The organism is Calothrix sp. UHCC 0171, assembly GCF_034931845.1.
Lineage (GTDB): Bacteria > Cyanobacteriota > Cyanobacteriia > Cyanobacteriales > Nostocaceae > Brunnivagina.
Map to the genome: position 1 here is coordinate 77,044 of NZ_JAYGHN010000025.1, position 22,501 is coordinate 99,544.

Annotated in this window: 15 protein-coding genes; 5 read left to right on the forward strand and 10 right to left on the reverse strand. The window is 38.1% G+C overall.

Features of this window, described 5'->3' with window-relative positions; genetic code table 11:
- Positions 1 to 3 precede the first annotated feature (3 nt).
- A complete protein-coding gene (gene glcD, locus VB733_RS18325; RefSeq protein ID WP_323341499.1) occupies positions 4 to 1,494 on the reverse strand; it encodes a glycolate oxidase subunit GlcD in 1,491 nt (496 codons plus the stop codon).
- Between the two features lie 712 nt (positions 1,495 to 2,206).
- Between glcD and VB733_RS18330 the strand changes: the two genes are divergently transcribed.
- Positions 2,207 to 2,410 (forward strand): hypothetical protein, encoded by a 204-nt coding sequence (locus tag VB733_RS18330; RefSeq protein WP_323341500.1) that lies wholly within the window; start codon positions 2,207 to 2,209, stop codon positions 2,408 to 2,410.
- A gap of 351 nt (positions 2,411 to 2,761) precedes the next feature.
- Here the strand turns inward: VB733_RS18330 and VB733_RS18335 are convergent, their stop codons facing one another.
- The gene (locus tag VB733_RS18335) at positions 2,762 to 3,484 is read right to left on the reverse strand and encodes a rhomboid family intramembrane serine protease (protein ID WP_323341501.1); all 723 of its coding nucleotides are present in this window, start codon (positions 3,482 to 3,484) and stop codon (positions 2,762 to 2,764) included.
- 266 nt (positions 3,485 to 3,750) lie between these two features.
- On the opposite strand from VB733_RS18335, the gene VB733_RS18340 reads away from it, so the two are divergent.
- Complete coding sequence (locus VB733_RS18340) at positions 3,751 to 4,449, forward strand: Uma2 family endonuclease (protein ID WP_323341502.1); 699 nt, start codon at positions 3,751 to 3,753, stop codon at positions 4,447 to 4,449.
- A 309-nt stretch (positions 4,450 to 4,758) separates the two neighbouring features.
- Here the strand turns inward: VB733_RS18340 and VB733_RS18345 are convergent, their stop codons facing one another.
- From VB733_RS18345 to VB733_RS18355, 3 genes are all read right to left on the reverse strand, one after another.
- The gene (locus tag VB733_RS18345; RefSeq protein WP_323341503.1) at positions 4,759 to 5,472 is read right to left on the reverse strand and encodes a pirin family protein; all 714 of its coding nucleotides are present in this window, start codon (positions 5,470 to 5,472) and stop codon (positions 4,759 to 4,761) included.
- 326 nt (positions 5,473 to 5,798) lie between these two features.
- Positions 5,799 to 6,791: an AraC family transcriptional regulator gene (locus VB733_RS18350; RefSeq protein ID WP_323341504.1), complete on the reverse strand. Its 993-nt coding sequence runs from the start codon at positions 6,789 to 6,791 to the stop codon at positions 5,799 to 5,801.
- A gap of 502 nt (positions 6,792 to 7,293) precedes the next feature.
- Positions 7,294 to 7,899 carry a hypothetical protein gene (locus tag VB733_RS18355; RefSeq protein WP_323341505.1) on the reverse strand — a complete coding sequence of 202 codons (606 nt, stop codon included), beginning with the start codon at positions 7,897 to 7,899 and terminating at the stop codon, positions 7,294 to 7,296.
- 124 nt (positions 7,900 to 8,023) lie between these two features.
- On the opposite strand from VB733_RS18355, the gene VB733_RS18360 reads away from it, so the two are divergent.
- Positions 8,024 to 9,379 carry a D-alanyl-D-alanine carboxypeptidase gene (locus VB733_RS18360; protein ID WP_323341506.1) on the forward strand — a complete coding sequence of 452 codons (1,356 nt, stop codon included), beginning with the start codon at positions 8,024 to 8,026 and terminating at the stop codon, positions 9,377 to 9,379.
- Positions 9,380 to 9,443: 64 nt separating this feature from the next.
- Here VB733_RS18360 and VB733_RS18365 read toward each other — a convergent pair whose 3' ends face one another.
- On the reverse strand, positions 9,444 to 10,511 hold the full coding sequence (locus tag VB733_RS18365; RefSeq protein ID WP_323341507.1) for a sigma-70 family RNA polymerase sigma factor: 1,068 nt from the start codon (positions 10,509 to 10,511) through the stop codon (positions 9,444 to 9,446).
- A gap of 286 nt (positions 10,512 to 10,797) precedes the next feature.
- On the opposite strand from VB733_RS18365, the gene VB733_RS18370 reads away from it, so the two are divergent.
- Positions 10,798 to 11,094, forward strand: coding sequence for a hypothetical protein (locus VB733_RS18370; protein WP_323341508.1), 297 nt, complete (start codon positions 10,798 to 10,800; stop codon positions 11,092 to 11,094).
- A gap of 156 nt (positions 11,095 to 11,250) precedes the next feature.
- On the opposite strand, the gene VB733_RS18375 is transcribed toward VB733_RS18370, so the two are convergent.
- Positions 11,251 to 11,421, reverse strand: a complete 171-nt coding sequence (locus tag VB733_RS18375) for a hypothetical protein (RefSeq protein ID WP_323341509.1) — start codon at positions 11,419 to 11,421, stop codon at positions 11,251 to 11,253.
- Between the two features lie 244 nt (positions 11,422 to 11,665).
- On the opposite strand from VB733_RS18375, the gene VB733_RS18380 reads away from it, so the two are divergent.
- On the forward strand, positions 11,666 to 12,433 hold the full coding sequence (locus VB733_RS18380; RefSeq protein WP_323341510.1) for a hypothetical protein: 768 nt from the start codon (positions 11,666 to 11,668) through the stop codon (positions 12,431 to 12,433).
- A 351-nt stretch (positions 12,434 to 12,784) separates the two neighbouring features.
- Here VB733_RS18380 and VB733_RS18385 read toward each other — a convergent pair whose 3' ends face one another.
- The 3 genes from VB733_RS18385 to VB733_RS18395 form a co-directional block, all read right to left on the reverse strand.
- Entirely contained in the window at positions 12,785 to 13,732 is a 948-nt protein-coding gene (locus VB733_RS18385) for a hypothetical protein (RefSeq protein ID WP_323341511.1), read from the reverse strand.
- Positions 13,733 to 14,178: 446 nt separating this feature from the next.
- Complete coding sequence (locus tag VB733_RS18390; RefSeq protein ID WP_323341512.1) at positions 14,179 to 20,166, reverse strand: AAA family ATPase; 5,988 nt, start codon at positions 20,164 to 20,166, stop codon at positions 14,179 to 14,181.
- A gap of 72 nt (positions 20,167 to 20,238) precedes the next feature.
- Positions 20,239 to 22,501, reverse strand: a 2,263-nt coding sequence (locus VB733_RS18395; protein ID WP_323341513.1) for an ATP-binding protein, incomplete at its 5' end; no start/stop codon positions are given.

The following is a 22,501-nucleotide window of genomic DNA, read 5'->3' on the forward strand; positions in this document are numbered from 1 at the left end:
AATTCAATACCTTTCCACACCTGGAATCGTTCCCAATTTTTTGGATACACTCGCCATTGCCTGTGCTGCCTCCCCACAAGTACGTGGTGTCGGAAAAATCTTACCAGGATTTGCTAAACCTTGAGGATTAAAAACCTCTCGTACCCATTGCATTGTTTCTAAATCTGCATCAGTAAACATATCTGGCATATAACAGCGTTTTTCGGCACCAATCCCATGTTCTCCGGAAATGCTTCCACCCACTCGCACGCACAGCTTGAGAATTTCGCCACCAACTGCTTCTACTTTTTCTAACTCGCCGGGAACCGCATTATTGTAGAGAATTAAAGGATGTAAATTACCATCACCCGCATGGAAAACATTCGCAATCCGATATCCCGACTTTTGACTTAATTCCTCAATTTCCTTCAATACATAAGGTAACTGTGTACGCGGAATTACCCCATCTTGAACATAGTAATCGGGGCTGATATGTCCAGCTGCAGCAAAAGCAGCTTTTCGTCCTTTCCACAATTTTAAGCGCATCTCAGCATCGGCAGCCGAAGTCACATTTCGCGCCCCATTTCGTTGACAAATCTCCATTACACGTTGCTTATTCGCTGCAACTTCAACTTCCAAACCGTCGATTTCTACTAATAAAATCGAGACAGCATCGCGAGGATAGCAATTTGTTTTCACAACATCTTCTACCGCATTAATGCTGAGATTATCCATGATTTCCATCCCACCGGGAATTATCCCGGCGCTGATAATATCAGCAACGCTTGCCCCAGCAGCTTCAACGCTGGTAAAGTCAGCCAGTAAAACACATATAGATTCCGCAGTTTTCAGGATTCGTAGCGTAATTTCCGTCGCAATACCTAAAGTTCCTTCCGAACCGACAAAAATACCCGTCAAATCATAACCAGGCATTTCCGGAACTTGTCCACCCAAATCGACAATATCACCTTCCGGTGTGACAATCTTCAAGCCGAAAACGTGGTTCGTTGTTACACCATACTTCAAACAATGGACTCCACCCGAATTTTCTGCCACATTCCCACCAATCGAACAAATAATTTGGCTGGAAGGATCAGGTGCGTAGTAAAAACCAGCACCACTAATGGATTGTGTCACCCAACTATTAATGACTCCCGGCTGAACAACAATACGTTGATTTTCCAAATCAGTATTCAAGATTTGTCGCATCATGGAAGTAACAATTAACACACAGTCTTCAACGGGTAAAGCACCACCTGACAATCCCGTGCCCGAACCGCGTGCAATAAAAGGAAGATTGTATTTATTGCATATTTTCACTGCGGCGGCGACTTGTTCGGTAGTACGAGGAAGTACCGCCAGTGCCGGACGTTCGCGGTAACTAGCTAACCCATCACACTCGTAGGTAATCAGTTCTTCTTGACGTTTAATGACGTTTTTAGCACCTAATGCCACTTCGAGTTCTTTAATGATGGGTTTCCAGTTACGTTGCTGAATTTTTACTTGGGTTTGCATAGATGATTATCTTTTGCTGTTTTAGTTTGATCATATGGGTGTTATTAACATTGTGGCAGGTAAAGACAAGTTAGATTTTTGTCGTCACTAAAAAATAGGTATGGTAGTGATAGCCCACAATAACAGTAGTAAGACAATCAAGACACAAACTTTCCAAAATATATACTTGCCAATGAGGTCATATACTGAAGCGTCAAACATAATCGCACCTCCGTCTTCGTCTTTCAACAAGCAATTCCAGGCAATAAATCATGACTCCTGACACTAATTAAAATATACAACCAGAATTTGAGGAAATTGTGAAGGAAGCTTGATTCGGTATTACTCTCAATACAGTTCAGTTAAGAATAAAATCAATTACTGCAAATAAAACAGATCAACTTTTTTGGAGGGGGCTTGGGGGACGCAACCGTCCCCCAATTGGGGGTTTGGGGGAGAATCCCCCAAGTCTTGGTTCTCAACAAATCGATTGACTGATAACCTTAACTGAACCGTATTGGTATTACTCTTAACTTCTCCGAGGGCAATTTGCTGATGGGATGCTGATGATTACAATACATATCGTAAAGTTAAGAAATATTGTGAATCCTTTACAAAAGCAATACTCTTCACAACTTCCTCACATTTAGAAAATATGGTTAATCATATACAAATGATGAAGCAGTTTCAAAAGTTTCTAATTTGTATGGTTGTCATAATTTGAGTTTTAGCCATGAGTAATTGTCCTTGTTGTTCCAACGTTTTGCTACGACACATTCGTGGAAATGAAGTCTACTGGTTTTGCCGTAATTGCTGGCAAACCATGCCTATATTGCCGGAAAAGGAAGGATACTACGCATCAAAAGTTGTTAGTTTGGAATCAAAACGACCAATTTACTTTAAACAAAAACATCGAGAAGTTTTATCAGCAGTTTAATCCCTCAATCTCAGTGTTGAGGGATTCATGGGTGCGAGCAAATAAAAGATATTCTTTTTTCAAGCAGAGAAGTGACACAATTAAACATTTGCAATTTTTCTGAACCAGAAAACAAATTAACTTTAGAACATTTCAGTCAAATAAATATCAAATTTAAAACCCTCAATGTATATTGAGGGTTTGCTTAACAAATATTGTGCTGATTATGCTCATTTTTTACTTATTGATGATATTAGTTTGAGAGGGGGAGATGCACTATCATTAGTTTTCCAGCTTGTTAAATGCCTTAATTAACCAATTACATAAAACTGAAATTGTCATGCATCTCTATCTCTACAATCATACTGATATTTACTTGTACAAATACTCCTCTTCTGGTTTTTTATCGCTAAACAAGCCCAATATAGGAGCAAGAATGGCACCAAAAACAAAACCACCTGCATGTGCCCAATAAGCAATACCACCACTTTCCATGCCGATATTTGTAGGTGTTTCTAAACTAGCGAAACCATACAATGCTTGCTGGAGAAACCAAAAACCTAGAAAAAAATATGCAGGGACTCTAAAAGTAGGAAAAAAGATGCCTAAAGGAACAACACCGATAATTTCAGCTTGGGGGAAACGTAGGATATACGCACCCATGACACCTGCGATCGCACCACTTGCACCTAAGTTGGGAATATTTGAACCTTGGGCAAAGTACCACTGTGTCAATGATGCTAGAATACCACAACCTAAGTAAAAAATTAAGTATTTAATATGACCTAATTTTTCTTCAACGTTGTTACCAAAAATCCAGAGAAATAACATATTTCCGCCTAAGTGTAGCAATCCACCATGCAGAAATTGAGCGGTAATTAATGTCGCCCATTCGGGAATTGGTTGATTGACAGCAACACCAGTAAAGCTGAGGCTAAGTTCGCGGGGAACAACAGCGAACACATGCATGAATCCGTTTAGGTATTGTGGCGGCAGGCTCGACTCATAAATAAAAGCAAGTACATTAATTGCAATTAGCCCAAAAGTGACATAGGGTGTAATTGTCGTGGGATTATTATCGCGAATTGGAACCACAGGCGTTTTCCTGATATGCAAGCAACAAGGTTTAGATTACTTGATTTTTTAGGCGATCGCTTCTAGCTAAGGTATGGAAATAATGCTATCTGAGGGTTATTTACAAATGAGTTATGTTGTTTCTGCCAAAATCTGGCAACACATCAAATAAATTTCTGTCTCTCCATGCCTGCGTTATTTTTGAAAACAATAATTAACCATGTCATCGAAACTAGATAAACTATAAATAACACCCGACTGCAACTCTTAGCGTAGTGCGATCGCATATGATAATCACACAAGATTCTGCAACTAATATCATCTACCCCGATAGCGACGGACAACCAATAGCTGATAATACCAAACAGTTTCAATGGATAGTCACAATTAAAGAGAATCTCGAAATTCTATTTGCGTCGCAGTCGGATGTATTTGTTGCTGGTGATTTGTTGTGGTATCCCATCGCTGGAGAAACAACTCGTCAAGCTCCTGATGTCATGGTTGTTTTTGGAGTTTCCAAAGGAGATAGGGGTTCTTATAAACAATGGGAAGAGGGAAATATACCCGTACAAGTAGTATTTGAAATTCTCTCTCCTGGTAATACCCTCAAGGAAATGGCAAAGAAGTTTAAATTTTACGATCGCTATGGAGTTGAAGAATCTTATATCTACGACCCTGATAAAATTGACTGTAATGGCTGGTTGCGAAGTCAAGAAGCGCCGCAAAATAGTTTAGAAGTAATTGAAGATATGCATGGTTGGGTTAGTCCTCGTTTGGGTATACGTTTTCAACTCACACCTCAAACCTTGGAAATTTATCGCCCCGATGGAGAAAAGTTTCTCACCTCTGTTGAACTTGCACAACTACGAGAACAAGAACGTCAACGTGCTGATACTGCACTTTTACAATTAGAACAAGAAAGACAGCGCTATCAAGATTTATTACAAAAATTGCAGGAAAAAGGTATTAATCCAGAGCAATTATAGATTGTTATTATCTGCATGTAAATTTCCGGGAGAAACTACTGTTGACCCAAGATTCCATCAGCAGCCAAAAACAACTTACCAATAATCAACACATTTTCTATTCTGTTATTTACTGTAATACTAATGTATACTTTGCTGATATTAAAACCGCCAAAGATTTGAATTATTCCAGCATGGATGACCAATAATTTTGGCGATTGATTCTGCAAAAACACATGAACATATATGTGTTATTTATCTTTGTGACAATAGTTTTATTTAATTGACAATGTCCCCCAAAGTGTCGAAAAATACATAAATAAAATTACTTTATGGCATATCAAACAACAAAAATTCAGCAGAGAATTCGCTTGTAATGGTTAATGGCTGTGAATCAATAATTTGTACACTATCACCCATTACTAACAATTTACGATTAAATACAGCAACTCCTCGCACCATGTATAACCAACCATAACGATGGGGTTTTACATTATATTTGATATAATCTCCCGCCTGTAAATAACAGCTATATATTTGAATATCTTGGTTAATTTTCATCAACGCATTACTGTTATCAGAGGCTGCTAATAGTAATAGTTTTCCACTATTCTCCTCTATCGGTAAATATTTATGTTGATATTTTGGTTGAATTTGATGATTAGTATTAATCCAAATATTGAGAAAGTGAGTTGATTTGAACCTACAAGGGTTCAATACTTTATAACTCATACTTGTTGTTGCAGTAGAGATTCCCACTTCTCCAGCTTCAATTAATGACTTTTTTCCCCAACTATCTTGATGTTCAAGTGTTCCTTGTACTACGTAAGTGATAATTTCTGTATTGCCATGATTTTGACAAGAAAATTCATGTCCGGGATAGAGATAATTATCATTAATTACTTGCAAACATCTAAATCCCATCTGTTCCACATCAAAAAAACCGCCAAAAGAAAAGGTGTGCTGACTCTCCATACATCTCATTTTACTGTTGCCACGTTTCCAATATTTGTGGATGATATTTTCTGTGGTGTTCGCAAGCATATCTAACTCCCGATATTTGGATGGATGTTGATAACAATGAGGGAGAAAACCCCTTTTTTACGCTCATGCGCCAAAAAAAGGAGAAATGGGAAGAACTGATTCTTGCACCTGGGTGAAAAACCAAGGCTGCGCGTTAAAAACTCAATTTTTGGTTAATAAACCCGGTTTTTGGTTTTGTTGAGAATGACGCAAGATGTTCAGTTTCAGAATATATCCGTCACACTTTTTGTTTAAGTTTATATTCGCTATACAACAGTTTAATGATGCAACGATAACCCTAATTTAAGAGTTATCATGGCAAGTTGTATAGAAAAATGCTGCTCTTTTTAGAATGAACTTGCGATTTTCCCAAAACTCATTCGCGGCAATAATAACTGAAGGTATTGACAGTTTGTGGATGTCAAATGATTTGTATGTAAGCTGTTTCGCATTGCTTGGGGGGTGACACCAAATTGACGTTTAAAATAACGTGTAAAATGACTTTGATCGGCAAATCCGCAACGCGCAGAAATTTCACCGAGAGCTAAATCTTGATGTTTTAGCATTTGCTTTGCCCGCTCCAAACGTTGTTCAATCACATAATTGTAGGGAGTCATCCCCATCGACTGTTTAAAAAGGCGAATGAAATAATATTGACTCATGCCAACTGCTGCGGCAATTTCCGACAACTTGATATTTTCTTCCAGATGGGCTTGAATATAGTCGATCGCCTGCTTAAGCCTGTAGCTAGATAAACCTTCTGTATCGCTTGGCAACTGTCGTTTTTTGACACTGTAGTGTTTTAACAAATGTACTGTTAAAGTTGCAGCTAGAGATTCTGCGTAAATATTTCCCAGTGAATATTCGGACTCAATATCGGCTTTTAGGGCTAACATAATATGCTCGATTAGAGAGTCGGTAATGGCAACTTGGGCAATTAATTCCATATTACTGTCATCCATCAATTCATGAAATACTTGCTTCACAAATTCCGGACAAAGTGCCAAAATTAAAAACTCGGCATTCTGATTCCATGCCATCCAGTTTTGGATATTTGCTGGTACTATGCCGATACTGCCGCGACTAATTTCGTACTTGCCAAACTTACCACCCAAGCGTGACTTAAGTTGTAATGAACAATCTTGATAATTTAAGTTTAACCACAGCAGATGATGGGAATAATAATGTTCTGGACATTCGTGGGCTGAAGTTTGATAGTGAGCCAGAAAAATATGGTTCCAACCTGCACTCTGACTTGACAATGTAGGTAAATGAGACAGCAGTCGGTTTGAGTCCTCTGATTTTTTGATGTCCAGAACTAAAGCGTTGTCATTAATCATAGATTGCACCTGAATTATTGCGTGCGATACTGCTGCTTGAGTCACAGTTTTCCTCGCTAATTGGTAGTTACAGCATGGAATGGAAACAAATCAATCCAAATTGGGGAACACAATGCTAAACCAACTAACAGCGAGACTTATACAAGATAATTGCAGCAAGCATAACAAAAAAACTTCAGTGCGGGGATTTTTTTTAATATAAAAAATTAATGCCACTAATCATCTTAATTATTTACATAAGTAAATAGACAAAATACCCAAATTATGATTTTTACGTAATCATCATGTTTTGCTTTAATTTATTTTTTATTTCCGTAGTTTATTAGCTAAAAAAATAACTTGCTGACATTTGAGATTATTATAAAACTATTGATTTTGATGATTTATTGATAAATAATTTTTATTGCGATCGCCTGTTTTCGATTTCTGTTTTTCGGCAATTCTAAATAAGTCAACTCGAAGTATTAAAATTGAATGATACGAACAATACAGACTCGTATTATTACTGTTTAAACGTGACAGAATTAGATGCATGAAAACGCTTAAAAACGCGAAAATATAAAAATAGAGCCATATAAATCAAATTTACAGCAATAATGAGTCCTTTGCTTATCAAAGATTGCTGTAGCGGGAAAATATAAATACTGGCGATTAAAACTAATAACTTCTCTATCAGACTGACTATTTTACCGTGATGTTTGACATCCCAGTAGGAAATGGGACTAATAAATCGGTAATTACTGAAAGGGTAAAAATGCCTATGGGCATCATCATGATGAACAGGCAAGTCACCAAGACAATGTAGCAAAGCGCTAAGGAGAATCATTTCAATTTGTCCAAAACCAAAATGATGTGCAACAACTATCCCCATCAAGATTAGGGGGAGGGAATGAAATCCGTGAGTTATATTTTGCCAAAAAGGGCTAAAGTAGATTTCCGTCCAAATTCGTGTTTCCGGTTGACGACGGATGATTTTTGCCCAAAAATACATCAAAAACATGGGTAAATCTGGTAAAACTGCACCAACAACGATGGCAATTGTGGCTTGGGGTTGTGTGGGTGCAATCAGAATTGCTAAATTAGCGATCGCATGACTCGGTGTATTCATTGAGGTTATGGGTGATTAGATATTATTTTCCCTTTTTCCTTTTCCCTTGTATTATTTGTCATGAACTGGGCGATCGCCAACTGACTCCTGTGGATTATCGCTGAAGTAACCCAAATCCCAAATTATGCACAAATCCCTTAGTTTTACTACTGCGCTATCTTGTGTATTGCTGGCACTTGCGGGCGGATGTTCGCTGTCGGATTCATCTGCGAAAAAATCTCCTTCACAACAAAATGTCGTGAATGCCGTCGCACCTATCCCCAAACCGGAATTACCTTTAATTTTTCCCCCGGATAATTCCAACCCAGCAACAAATGCGAAAGCTTTACAATACGTTAAATCCCTCGCTCCCTACGGCTCTGCTCAACAAAGCCACGGAATTTGGATGCAGTCTGGCGAGCAACTCTTGGCAAATCATCAAGGTACTACCCCAATTACTGCTGCCTCTATCAGTAAAGTCGCCACAACCTTAGCAGCATTAAAAACTTTCGGAGCAGAGCATGTATTTGTCACGCAAGTGGGCACACCTGGTATAATTGAAGATGGAATCCTTAAAGGCGATTTAGTGATTCAAGGTGGCGAAGACCCATTTTTCGTTTGGGAAGAAGCGATCGCTTTAGGTAATACCCTCAAGAAAATGGGTATCAAAGAAATTACAGGTGATTTAATTATTGCTGACAAGTTTTATATGAACTTTAGTCGCAATCCATCCACAGTTGGTAATCTCCTCAAAATGGCATTAAATAGCCAAACCTGGAATAGACAAGTTGTTAACGCCCATAAATCATTACCACCGGAAACACCCAAACCCCAGATAGTTATCAATGGTAAAGTTAAAGCCTTAGCCACAGCACCCGCAAATATTCAACTATTAGTGCGCCACAACTCCTATCCCCTAGCTGAATTATTGAAAAAAATGAATAATTTCAGCAATAATGCGATGGCGGATATGCTTGCCGACTCAGTTGGTGGAGCACCAATGGTGGCTCAAATAGCCGCAACCACCGCAGAAGTACCGCAAAATGAAATTTATCTCATCAACGGTTCCGGGTTAACCTACGAAAACAAAATTTCTCCCCGTGCAGCGATTGCCATGTTTCGGGCAATTGAAAAACACCTCAAACAGCAAAATATGACTGTTGCAGATGTCTTTACAGTCATTGGCGAGGATGAAGGAATTTTGAAACCCCGTGGCATACCAAAATTTGCCGTCGTCAAGTCAGGTAGTTTAGATACCACTAGCGCCTTAGTTGGGGCAATCCCAACACAAAAACAAGGTACAGTCTGGTTTGCAATTATGAATTTTAGCGGCGACTTAGTACAATTCCGCAAACAGCAGGATATATTTTTAACTAGTTTAGTCAAAGATTGGGGTGCAGTCAGTGTAGCACCCGCAGAGTTAGCTGCCAATCCAGGCAGAAAGGATAAAATTTCCAATACTGAAATAGTTGTGACACAGCAGTCAGCAGTTAGTCGGTAACGTTTAAATACAAAAGTAGGGTGCCGTTAGCGGAGCGTAACGCACCATTCCCTATCTAATTACCTTAACAGAGCCAATTTTCTTTATTCAAAGGAGTTTTCCACTCATTAATCAACGTTGACGCAAACTCATGACGGGGAGGATTTCCCTCTGGAGAATTACTCAAATATGCGATTTCGAGTGCAGTCTTTAAGCCATGCTCACTATTAATATCTTTGTAACATTCAATATACCGATGACAATCATATACACCCTGCATAGGTTCAGATGTCCGTGTAGTATCCCCCACATAAAGAACAATATTGGCAGTGGCATCACAAATAAAGTATAAACATGCTTGACCTCGAAAATCTTTGTCTCGCAACAGCGAAGCGGATATTGATTTTCGCGGCAGAAAAAATGGGTTAACAGATACAGATGTTGTGGGATAGCAGTTTTGATTCTCGCAGGCATACCTTTGGTAAGCTGAAATTATATCCTTCCAACGTGTCAATGTATCTTTGTTTAACCTCTGCCTCATCGGTGCAGATTGAATCATCTTATGACTTGATTCCAAGTGATAAAGTTGGTTTTGAATGATGATTTGCAGTTCCAGCGAATGATATATTTTGCGAAGCCGTTTCAGAATGCGTTCTTTGCGTTTACGTAATGTACCTTCGCTAACATCGGTAAAACCTCGATCCTGATATCGCTCAACAATTTCTTTCCAGGATAAATTATCAATTATTTTCAGTGTCAATAACTCTTGCTCATCTGGATTGAGCATTGTTAATGCCATTTCTACCCACTGGAAATTTTCTGTCAATTCCTCATTGGCTGTAACTCCATTACTGGCGGAAGACTCTAACCAACTTTCTTCCAATTGTAAGACCTTTGCCTTACTGCGACTACGTTCCCGAATGATATTAAACGCAGTTGCTCGAATCCAAGCAAGGGGATTTTCAATTTGCTCGCCTCGTTCAATTCGTTCGACACCGCGCATAAATGCATCGCTGAGAATTTCTGAGGGGCTATAGCACTCAAGTAAGTTAAACTGTTTGAGGCTGCGTTTAATAAACGCTAGCATGGATATGCCAGAAGGACTTCCAGAATTAAGTAAAACCTGGAACTCTTCAAAAAAGCGCTCCATCATTAGTGTGGACTCCTGGTTAAATTAATCAAATCAAAGCAAAGACAAGTAAAAATGATTGAATCTTCACAATTTAGTGATTTTTAACCCATTTTTGTGACCTAGATAACCAAAATTCATATCCATAGCCGTCACAAATCATCTTGAACATTCACTATATTAAGGTGACATACAAACAGCATTTCACAGTTAAGGCGATCGCCTACAGGATACTACGCAGCGTCAAAGCATAATTTTTTGCATTGCGCCAGTCCATAATGCACATTAATTTTGAGAAAGGTTCTCCATAATGCTAATAGACATCAATAATTCGAGTTTTTCATTGACTGTAGAAAATCAACAACTTATTCAAGAATATTTTCAACTAGCGTTATTAGAAACATTATCTGAATCTGAAGCGCAGCGAATTTTGGAAATTATCGAAATGGCTCAACATGATGAATTTTTAAGCTTTTGGCTCAATGAAGCTGATCACCTCATCGGACATCAATTAAATCTCATTGATGAAAATGAATGCAAAAACCAGCAAGCTATACTCCAGGAATATCTTGATGCCAAATATTTAGAAATCAAGCAATTGACTTAAAAAACAACCCATGCTGATTAGGGATAAAAACTTATAAATCAGTGTGGTTTTGTCTTTTTATATAGTGAGTCTTGACTGACTGGTGTGACATGCTCAAGCTGAAACCAAAATCATAGTAGCTTGCTGTGAATAGGCTAATTAAGTCAAATTCGATTCTTAAACATATGGCTGATTCCAGATGTCATAACTAACACAAGGAAAATCGCAAATATTCATGAGTGCATCCACTCTGATAGACTCCACAGGAATTGCGGGGCTAGCAACAAAACTCATCCCCAGAGTCATACCAATGGTTAAAGCAGCAATTTTGACACAATTGTAAGTCATACATCCTCACAGAAAAATATGTAAATACATATAACCTTAGACACCCACCCTGAGTACATCATGGAGAAAATACTGGATGGAAAATCAAAATAACTTAATAAATCATGAATGGGGCTGTGGGGTTGCACCCTTTTTACCGCAACAGGGTGTAAAGTGCTTAACTAATACATTCTTTAAAAATGCAGTTATTTTGGCGATATTTACGGGAACTCTATAACTAGAGCATCGTTATTCTTAATTGCATATGAACACAGCTGCAACACCTTATGAATTTTCCATTTTGGGTGTTTCCACCCAAGAAAAAATTGCTAGTCGTAGTTTAGCTAACAGTTCCGATACTGATGCAGATACGTTGAAACAGTTAGCAAATCATGACGACTTTTATGTGCGTCGTGCTGTCGCCACGCATTTTAATACACCAGTGACAGCATTAAAGCAGTTAGGCAATGATGTAGAAGAACAAATCCGTTTTTATTTAGCAGCAAATCCACAAACACCAGTAGAAGCACTAGAAAAATTAGCATTGGATGAATCTGGTGATGTGCGATCGCAAGTTGCTGGTAATATGAGAACACCGATTAAAATTCTGGAACAGCTAGCTAATGACAGCTACATAGAAACCCTGCGTCAATTAGCTGAAAATCGGGTAACTTCTGCCGAGATTTTACAAAAAATCGGTGATCAAATGTTGGAGATTACAGCAGATAAAACCCTATCAGCCTTGGAAGCTGCCGTATTGCGGGGAATCTCGGTTCATAGCAATACCCCTGTGGAAATTTTAGACAAAATCTGTGCGATCGCAAATCCCCATAATTACAATTGGCTATTCCCCCTTGGTGTTGCTAAAAATCTTCAAACACCAGATTATCTACTAGATAGATTAGCTAGTCATGATGATTATGATGTGCGTTTTGCTGTCGCTAATAATCCCAGCACTCCTATTTTTGTTTTAGAAAAATTAGCCACTGATAAGGAGTATTCTATTCGTCAAACTGTGGCAAATAAAATCTAATTTCTTATTTAATCTGACATCGAATCAATTTTTGTAGAGATGCGCTTCTCGGCTGTGAAAGCGTGCTAGTATCAGCCACTATGCGTCTCTACCTCAGCATCTACAGTATTATCCAAGTTTAATATCAAGTCCGTCTAATCAGTTATTATTAATTTGTCTCCGCGTCTCCCAATCTCCCAATCTCCGCGTCGATTTTATCGTAATTATTTAGGCGAACCTGATATGATTCGATTCCCAATTATAAATGTTTTGGGTAGAAACTAATGCCTACCCAAAAATATTAAACAGATATTCAACATAATTACCATTCAGCACGCCAAGCCACTTCAAAGCGAAAATTAAAAGCAAAAATTACATTACAGGGCGACGTATAAATCTACCAATTGCAGAAGCAATAAGTAATGCCAGTTGTTGCTGTTTATGTTTGATGGAGGAATAAAGCTGAATTGGAGTTTGTGAATTTTGCCAATATAATTTATCGGTGATTGTCGGAGCGCTACCATCTAAAACACTCCGAATAAACTTTTTGCGCCACGGTTTAACATTAGGTGCGATCGCATGGGACATAATTGTACCACCGGGCAGAAAATCCATCCCTTCAGGACCAATTGTACTTAATGGTTCTGTACTCAACATGAGCGCCAAATTCATGTATGTTTGGTCACTATACAAATAAGGATAACCATCCGTATAGTCATCGTAATCAAAAAGACTTAAATCACTGATTTTTTGCTTATCTCCTGTTTCAATTAGTTTTTGCCATAGAGTCAAAAAATCGCGATGATTGCGATGGACTCCAATAAAACCAGAGTTGTAATGATATTCTAAATCTCGCTGGCAAGTAAAGCCTTGGGATTCCGCAAATTCTTGCCATGCAAGTCTTCGGGGGTCATTTGCTGCTACTAGATACCAACAATCTCCACAGATGGCAATTCCTCGCTGTACCCAACGTTGGTAAAAATTCCAATGAGCTTTGTTGACAATATCTGGATCAAAATAAAAAACGGCATCAACCTCAGGTGCATATTGTTGTAGTATTTGCCACATGAAATCTGGTTTATAAAAAGCAAAGTGCTTGGGAGTATCTAATTCGACAAATCGGATTAAGCAACCTTCACCAATACTTAACTCGTGATAATTTTTAACTGCCTCTCCAGACTCTGCCCAACTGGGTAATTTCCCTCGGTATCCTACCCACATTACACCACGGAAGCCTCGCTGATAGAGCGAATTCGTTAAGACTCCAACTCCATAGTGATAGTCTTTTTCGCACAAAGTACATACAGTTGCGTTTAACATAGGTTCCACAATTATTGAATCTATTGTTATTTAGTGATGCTAGCAACTGTATCCTGCGTATAAATAATAAATTTATTAAAGTTTGTATGAATTTGAAATTTCCGACTAATTTGTAACAAGATGTAAATGTATTAATTATTACATTTTTTCTAAGTGGATTTTAGTGTAGTTTCCGGTGGGAAATTCCAGACAAGCCGAGAGCGATTTTTGTAGATATTTTTAGTCTCGACTTGTTTGTTTTGGCGTTAGGAATCATATAAAAATAAGTAGTGCAAGCGTCTCGCTTGCTATTTCCGATGGGCAAGACTTCGGTGTGAGTGCGCCTCGACTGACTTGTACTGAGCTTTGCCGAAGTAGCGCTCGCCGAACGTCTCAGTTAAATGCTGCCCACTTGTTCAATTTATTCTTACACGAATACTTAGATAAAAAGGGCTGTGCGGAAAATTTTATTTGGGAATTTGAATCTCAAACTCAGTACCTTTACCAAGCGTCGAATGAACTGTAATCATACCAGAATGTTTTTCCATAATAATTTGCCGGGCGATCGCTAATCCTAACCCTGTACCTTTACCGACTCCTTTGGTAGTAAATAGATGGTCAAATATTTTCTGTTGGACTGATTCACTCATTCCCTTACCATTATCAGTAATATTAATTTTCACGTTGTCATTTTGGACTGAGGTTTTAATGGTGATTTTGTTAGGATTGGCTTTAATTTCCTCAAAACTACGCCCTGAATTTGACTCATCTAAGGCATCAATGGCATTAGCGAGGATGTTCATAAATACCTGATTTAATTGACCAGGAAAACACTTTACTTGTGGTAAATCTCCATATTCTGTGACTACTTCAATAGCTGGACGTTGGTCGTTGGCTTTGAGTCGATGCTTGAGGATTAAAATTGTGCTGTCGATGCCTTCGTGTAGGTTAAATGCAACTTGATGATCTTTATCGGCACGGGAGAAAGTTCGTAAACTGGTGCTGATATTTTTTAATCGGTCACATGCCATCACCATGGCATTTAGCATTTTTGGTAAATCTTCCAGGCTATAATCTAGGTCAATTTCCTCGGCATGTTCAATAATGTCCTCACCTGGATTTGGTAGACTTTCTTGATATAGTTTCAGGTGTTCAACAATATCTGTAAATACAGGTTTGCTTTGTTCAAGGCTGGCAGAAATAAAACCGAGAGGATTATTCATCTCGTGAGCCACACCTGCTACTAAGTTACCCAGTGCCGACATTTTTTCATTTTGTACTAATTGCAGTTGGGTATCTTGGAGATGTTGCAGAGTTTCTTCCAGTTGGGTTGCTTGTCGGCGAGTTTCTAAAAGTAAATCGGTTTGTTGGAGTGCAACTCCCATTTGTACAGCGATTTGTTTGGCAAATTCAATTTCCGCAGATTCCCATTCACGTGAGCGATCGCATTGATGAATGCAGAGTAAACCCCAAAGTTCCTCACCTTGCATAATTGGTACAACTAATGAGGCTCTGACATCAAATTTTTGTAAAATTGCTCGATGACACTCTAAAACTTCGGCATTTTCTACATCTGGCATTGCACAGAAACGTCCCTTTTTATAGAGGGTGGCGTAGTTTTCCCCAAAACAGTGGTCTTGAATTTTGATTGCTAAAGCCGAAGTAAATTGAGGTAGTACATCTTCAGCGATAAATTCCCCATATTGGTAATTTTCTCCCAGATGAAACTGATATATGCCGACGCGCGAGGCATTGAGAATCCGACGAATATTTTGGGTTACTGCAATGAAAATCGCCTCTAAATCTAGAGATTCTCGTATTTGAGTTACAACATTAAATAAGGTTTTTTGTTGCTGGAGAGATTGTTGGAGTAATTGGGCTTTTTCTTGAGATTCTTGATAAAGGCGGGCATTTTCTAAAGATATAGCTGCTTGGGCTGATAGCATTTGAATTACTTTGATGCGATCGCTTGTAAAGACTCCTGGCACTAGTTTATTTTCTAGGTAGAGAATACCGATTAAATGTCCCTGATTAATAATTGGTGTACAAAATACACTCTTGGGTTGAAATTCGAGTAAATATTCGCCAATTAACCCAGGAATATCTGGTTTGCAGTTGTCGATGACAACTGTTTGTTGAGTATTTTTGACATAATTGATAATTTTTATCGGGATATCTTGACAATTTTCTAGGGGCTGTGATTTGAGAATAGTTTGGATTTGAGTTGGAGAATTGTCTTGATGATTAATAAAAGTAATTGCCTTAACTTGCAAATTACCATTTTCTGACAGAATTAATGCTGTTTTTTTTGCACCAGAGTTTTCGAGAATAATTTGTGTCAGACTCGCAATTAGTTGATCTAATTCGATACTACCAGAAATAGCTTGAGCAGCTTTGAGGGTGGAGATAAAATCTAGGTTCTCAGAAATATTGGTATGAATGGGAGTGGAAGTGTGGTTAGATATGGATGTTGCGCTGTGGGCAATAGTGGCAATGGTTTCTAGGGGATTAAAGCTAAATTTTTGTTGTTGGAGGATGGGTTGGAGTAACTGCGGATAGAGTTTTTCTAAGTCCTCTGTTTTTGCTTTTGCACCCCAGTGAGCGTAGCAATAATATGCTGCTTGCATATATCCTTGGGCGGCTTTTTCCTTGCCTAAGTTTAAATAAAATTTAGCCGCCAGTTCGTTGGCAATTGCTTCATCACGCATATAGCCATTAACTTTGGCTCCAGAAATTGCGCGATCATATGCTTCTGCTGCTTCCCATTTCTCACCAAGTAGACGATGACGTTCTGCCTCTACTAATTCAAATTTGTAGAGACAATTCATGGGAGCATTATCTGCCCAATTTTTCATCTTTTGTTGATTTGCTTCTATGCGTACAATCAACTCATCTGGATTATTTTGTTGAGTTTCTGTATATGTAGCAATACGTGCAAGGGAGTCATAAAAATAAAATATGGGGATGTAGGGAAAACCAACAGCCCCATCTAAATATTGTTCGGCGAAATCTGCATCTATGATGGCTTGTTGGTAATTACCAAATAGGTAATTTAAGAGTAATTTGTGACAATAGAGGTAGAATATGCCCATGCGTTCATTAGATTGCAAATAGTTGGGCAAGACACTTTCTTCATCGAAAAAATTCCCTTGTAAGTATTGGACTGAGCTTCTACCTTCTCGGCAATCATGTATTGCTTGTTGCAACATTTGAAAATAATATACTGAAGTCATTTGTTTGACTTGTTCGATAGAATCTTTCAAAGCAAATACTTCTTGTTCGAGTTCTGATAATTCCTTTTCTATTCCTGCAAGATAGGTATATCCACAGTACATAACTGCGGAATATCCAGCGAATTGTAAATCTCCTGTTTCTAAGCCACTCAAATAAGCATCTCGCAGAGGAATTAAACTTGAACTAATAGCATCTTGCCAATGTTTGATAAAGCCATAAAACATGCAATGGATTTTACATTGTAGTTCCTTAGCATTCAGTTCCTGTAATAAATCTAAAGCAAGTTGTCCAAATTTATAACCAGTTTTTACATCTCCCAAGACTCCACAGAGAATCAAACCATAGGATACATAACTATGGGTAGAAATCGAAGTATTTCCATATTTGACTGATCTTCTTACTCCCGCAAATGATAACAAGGTGTAAAGTAGGGGAGATGAAATGTAAGCTGCTGAGAAGATACTAGAAATAAGTCGCATAATTGCCAATTGAGTAGGATCAGTCATCAATGGCAGGTTAATTAGTTCTGATATCTCTCGCCCTTGATAGCTTAATTGTGTTTCTTGTAATGCTGCACCAATGTCATTAGGAGTTGGATTTTCAGGAAATTCTACACCCAATAATTTCAGAATTTTTAAGCCCGTATTTACTGCTTTTAATGGTTGATTTTGAGCCGTGAAAGCTTGGTTTTTAATCTCATAAATTTTGATTTTATCCAAGAGTGTTTTTGCTTGTTGGATAACTACTTCTGCAAGCCTTTCCATTTCCTCAAAGTTACCAATCAGATAGGCTGCTTCTAGTGAGGTTTCGTATAGTCTTAAAGTCAAATCATATTGACTTTGCCAACTATGATCAGGTAAAAGTTGCAGTCCTAATGTGCAGTATTCCCATGCTGATACATAAGCTGTTGATGCTTTTGCCTTATCTGCCACCTTCAGATTTAACTGTGCTAATTCCTGCCTTTGTTCGGGTTTAACTAGTAATTTTATGCCTCGATTTAGTTGATTAACAATTTCAAATATTTTATCTTCCTTTTGGGCTTCTGGAGTATTGATTAATAACAATTGCCCAATATGCAAATGAGTCGATTGTTTATCTGTTTCCGGAATCAAAGAATAAGCAGCTTGTTGGATGCGATCGTGTAAAAATTTATAGAGAATAATTTCAGCATTTTCTTGATTTACAGCTTGATTTTCCGAACCAACAAAAAACTTATAGACCTCAGTCTGGGGTAAAATTAAGCCCTCCTGCAACGCAGTCCATAAATAACCTGCTGTTTCAACTTGAGATTTTTCGCAAACAATAGCTAACGTTTCTAAATCGAATTGATTACCAATACAAGCAGCTAGTTTTATGACATTTTGAGTTGATTTTGGCAATTTTTGTAACTGCATTGCCATAAATTCAACTACATCCGCAGTCAGCGCTTTTTGATTGATTTTTGTGATATCACATTGCCAATATCCTTCCTCATAATTGAAATAAATGAGTTTATCTTGATGTAATGCTTTGAGGAACTGTGTGGCAAAAAATGGATTACCGTGAGTTTTCTGATAGATAAGTTGTGAAAGGGGAGATGCTAATTTTTCTGTACAAATTAAAGTATCAGCAACTAAATTATTCAATGTAAATTCATTGAGCGGTTTGAGAGTAATAGTATTAACTGCCGCACCTATTTTCTCGATTTCATCTAATACCAGCATTAAAGGATGTATAGATGATACTTCATTATCTCGATATGCACCTATTAATAATAAATAACCAATATTTTTTTCACTCATCAACAAATGTATGAGTCTCAATGAGGCAGAATCAGCCCATTGTAAATCATCCAAAAATATCACCAATGGATGTTCTGGATGAGTAAATAAATTAATAAATCTCTGGAATAGTAAATTAAATCTACTTTGTGCCGCAGTTCCCGATAGCTCTGGTGCGGGTAGTTGCTTGCCAATAATTCGCTCTAATTCCGGAATAACTTCAATAATTACCTGGGCACTATCTCCTAATGCTTCTGTAATTTGATTTTGCCACTGTTGAATTTGTTGCTCGCTTTCGGTGAGTAATTGCCCCATCAAATCACGAAAAGCTTGTACAAATGCGGAAAAAGGAACATTTCGATTAAATTGGTCGAATTTTCCTTTAATAAAATATCCCCGTTGTTTGACAATTGGTTTATGAACTTCGTTAACTACGGCAGTTTTACCAATACCAGAGAAACCTGCGACTAACATCATTTCGCTGTTTCCTGTGGACACCCTCTCAAATGCTGCTAGTAGTTCCTCAACTTCTGTTTCCCTGCCATATAATTTTTCGGGAATAATAAATTTGTCACATATATCTCTCTTGCCAATTTCAAAATACGTAATTTTTCCAGTTTCTTTGATTTGCTCTAAACATATTTCTAAATCATACTTTAATCCCAAAGCACTCTGATATCTATCTTCGGCATTTTTCGCCATTAATTTCATGACGATATCAGCAAGTAACTGGGGAATATTTTCTCTGTTTGCTAATCCTTTAGGTATTTTGGCAATATGACAATGTACCAACTCCATCGGATCATCTGATGGAAATGGTAATTCTCCAGTCAGTAATTCGTAAAATGTTACACCAAGAGAATAAAAATCACTGCGATAATCAATTCCCCGATTCATTCTTCCAGTTTGTTCAGGAGATAAATAAGCAAGAGTCCCTTCTAATAAATTAGGATTAATTATTGTTTGAGTTTCTTTCGGAAGAAGAGAAGAAATACTAAAGTCGATTAATTTTACTTGCTTTGTTTCGGGATGAATCAGAATATTCGCAGGTTTAATATCTTTATGAATAACATGATGACGATAGAGACAATCTAAAGTATCACATAGAGATATCGCAATTTGTAAAAACTCTTGTAGGGAAGTTAAATGCAAAGTCCCATTGGTGAAATAATCCTTGAGAGAAATTCCCCCAAAGTCTTCCATCACTAATATATAACCATTTTGGAACGGTTCTAGGCTGTAGGTTTGAATAATTCCCGGAAAATTGAGATTTTTAGCGATCGCATATTGATTACGGAATTGTACAAGTTCGCTAAAGCTGGGATACGGATTTTTTAGTAGTTTAATTACTACTTCTAACTTGTCATTTTCTCGATATCCTCGATAAACCTGGGTTCTGCAACCATCATAGAGTTGTTCACTAATTTGATATCCGGGAATACTTGTTTGAGTGCTAATCATACTACGTTCATATTACTGTTGCATTTAGTATGCCCTGATGAGGCATAATCATTTGCCAAAGAGTAAAAATATTTACAGTGGAATCTGAATCACAAACTCAGTACCTTTTCCTGGAGCCGAGATACAGCTTAACTTACCTCCATGTTGTTCTACTACAATCGAATAGCTAATTGACAGTCCTAAACCTGTACCACTACCTACAGGCTTTGTAGTAAAAAATGGTTCAAATATCTTATTTTGTACTGATTCTTCTATCCCCATTCCATTGTCGATAATGCGGATAGCTACATATTTTTGCTCTTGGATTTCAGTACGAATTGTAATAGTCGGTTTGTGATTTATATCTAATTCTTTTAGGGCATCAATAGCATTGCTGAGAATATTTATGAATACTTGATTTAAAGCAGATGGATAACAATCAACTAAAGGTATTTGGCTGTATTCCTTAATTAGTGAAATTTCTGTACTTTTACTACTGCTTTTGAGCCGATGCTGTAAAATTAACAATGTACTATCGATACCTTCGTGAATATCAACTGGTTTGATTTCGGCTTCATCTAAACGAGAAAAGTTACGCAACGAGAGAACAATTTGGCGGATGCGGTCTGCTCCTAATTTCATCGATTTAAACAGCTTTTGTAAATCATTCACTAAAAAATCTAGTTCCATATCAGCAATTTTATCTTCAATTTCTGGGATTGGTTGCGGATAATTTTTCTGATATAAATGATTTAATTCAATTAAGGATGTAACGTATTCACTTGCTGGTTGCATGTTGCCATAGATAAAATTAATCGGATTATTAATTTCGTGGGCAATACCAGCAACTAATTGTCCCAAACCGGACATTTTTTCCGCTTGAATTAGTTGGGATTGAGTACGTTGCAGTTCTTGCAAAGTTGATTCTAGCTGCGTTGCTTTTTGTGTGAGTTCTTGGGTGCGTTCGGAAACTTTTTCCTCCAAACTATGGGAATATTCCTCTAATTGGCAATACAACTGGGCATTTTCCAAGGAAATAGAAGCTTGGGCTGTGAGGAGTTGAATCACTTGCAGGCGATCGCTCGTAAATGCACCCACGGTTAAGTTATTCTCTAAGTACAGGATGCCAATTAGTTTTCCTTGCTGAGTTATGGGAGTACATAACACGGATTTGGGTTGGTGAGTGGAAATATAGTTATCACCTGCAAATTGCACTACTGTACTCAAGTTGTCAAATACAGCCACCTTTTGACTCCGTAGCACAGAATAAATTAAACTCTGGGGAAGTTCTTGACATTGAGCGAGGAGAATTTGTAACCTTTGTGTCCGTTCTGAATCAGATCGAACCACTAGTAACCATTGTTCATCTTGACGCAGAATTAAATACCCTTTTTGCGCGCCAGCATTAGCGATCGCAATCTGGATTAAAGTGGTGAGTAATTTATCTAATTCAATTTCCTGGGAGATAGCTTGTGCTGCTTTGATTACTGCCGGAACATCTAACCATAAATTCTGGCTGGTGTTGACGTTAGTTAAACTTCCCATCTGGGTTGCAGTGATGGTTCCTTCATTGGTAATACCAAGAATCCCAGGTTGAAGAATCGCCCCTAGTAGTTGGGGATAGTTTTGTTCTAAATGGGTGATTTTGGCATTTGCACCCCATTTTGCATAGCAATAGTAAGCGGATTGCATATAGCAGTAAGCAATTTTTTCTTTGCCCCAGTTGAGATAGAATTTGGCGGCGAGTTCGTTGGCTAATCCCTCCTCTTGGATGTATTCGTTGGCTTTAGCTCCGGCAATAGCGCGATCGTAATAATCTCCTGCTTCATACTTTTTCCCCAATACCCGATATCGTTCTGCTTCAACCAGGTCGTATTTGTGTTGAAAGTTCATCGGTGCATATTTGGCACGATGTTGCAGCTTTTTCTGGTTTGCCGAAATGCGAGCAAGTAACGCCATTTTGTCTGCTGCTTCGGGATACTCAGCAAGTGCCGTAAGGGAATCGTAGAAGTAAAAAACGAATTCGGAAAAGAAACCGGCTCCACCTGCCAAGGTTTGACGGGCTTGTGCTGCATCCTGACTTGCCTGCAATGTTTCACCAAATAAATAGGAAACTGTTAGCCGACATACCCAATAGAAATGTAAACCACTTAAGTCATTGGCGATGGTTAATGCGCGATGTAGTTGTTCGACTTGAATCGCCAACTCTGCTTGACTTTGATTACCTTGTAAGCGTTGAATTGTCTGTAAAGCAGCATAACTGTAATTTAAAGCAACGGTTAAATTGTGCTGCGATAGGACTGCCAGATAGGGTTCAGCTTCTGCAACTAGCGTCGTTAAGTTTTTACCCAGATGG

Bases quoted from the DNA above. Each gene is read 5' to 3' on its own strand.
- glcD (WP_323341499.1), bottom strand. From the start codon at position 1,494: ATGCAAACCCAAGTAAAAATTCAGCAACGTAACTGGAAACCCATCATT.
- VB733_RS18330 (WP_323341500.1), top strand. From the start codon at position 2,207: ATGAGTAATTGTCCTTGTTGTTCCAACGTTTTGCTACGACACATTCGT.
- VB733_RS18340 (WP_323341502.1), top strand. From the start codon at position 3,751: ATGATAATCACACAAGATTCTGCAACTAATATCATCTACCCCGATAGC.
- VB733_RS18345 (WP_323341503.1), bottom strand. From the start codon at position 5,472: ATGCTTGCGAACACCACAGAAAATATCATCCACAAATATTGGAAACGT.
- VB733_RS18350 (WP_323341504.1), bottom strand. From the start codon at position 6,791: ATGATTAATGACAACGCTTTAGTTCTGGACATCAAAAAATCAGAGGAC.
- VB733_RS18355 (WP_323341505.1), bottom strand. From the start codon at position 7,899: ATGAATACACCGAGTCATGCGATCGCTAATTTAGCAATTCTGATTGCA.
- VB733_RS18360 (WP_323341506.1), top strand. From the start codon at position 8,024: ATGCACAAATCCCTTAGTTTTACTACTGCGCTATCTTGTGTATTGCTG.
- VB733_RS18365 (WP_323341507.1), bottom strand. From the start codon at position 10,511: ATGATGGAGCGCTTTTTTGAAGAGTTCCAGGTTTTACTTAATTCTGGA.
- VB733_RS18370 (WP_323341508.1), top strand. From the start codon at position 10,798: ATGCTAATAGACATCAATAATTCGAGTTTTTCATTGACTGTAGAAAAT.
- VB733_RS18375 (WP_323341509.1), bottom strand. From the start codon at position 11,421: ATGACTTACAATTGTGTCAAAATTGCTGCTTTAACCATTGGTATGACT.
- VB733_RS18380 (WP_323341510.1), top strand. From the start codon at position 11,666: ATGAACACAGCTGCAACACCTTATGAATTTTCCATTTTGGGTGTTTCC.
- VB733_RS18385 (WP_323341511.1), bottom strand. From the start codon at position 13,732: ATGTTAAACGCAACTGTATGTACTTTGTGCGAAAAAGACTATCACTAT.
- VB733_RS18390 (WP_323341512.1), bottom strand. From the start codon at position 20,166: ATGATTAGCACTCAAACAAGTATTCCCGGATATCAAATTAGTGAACAA.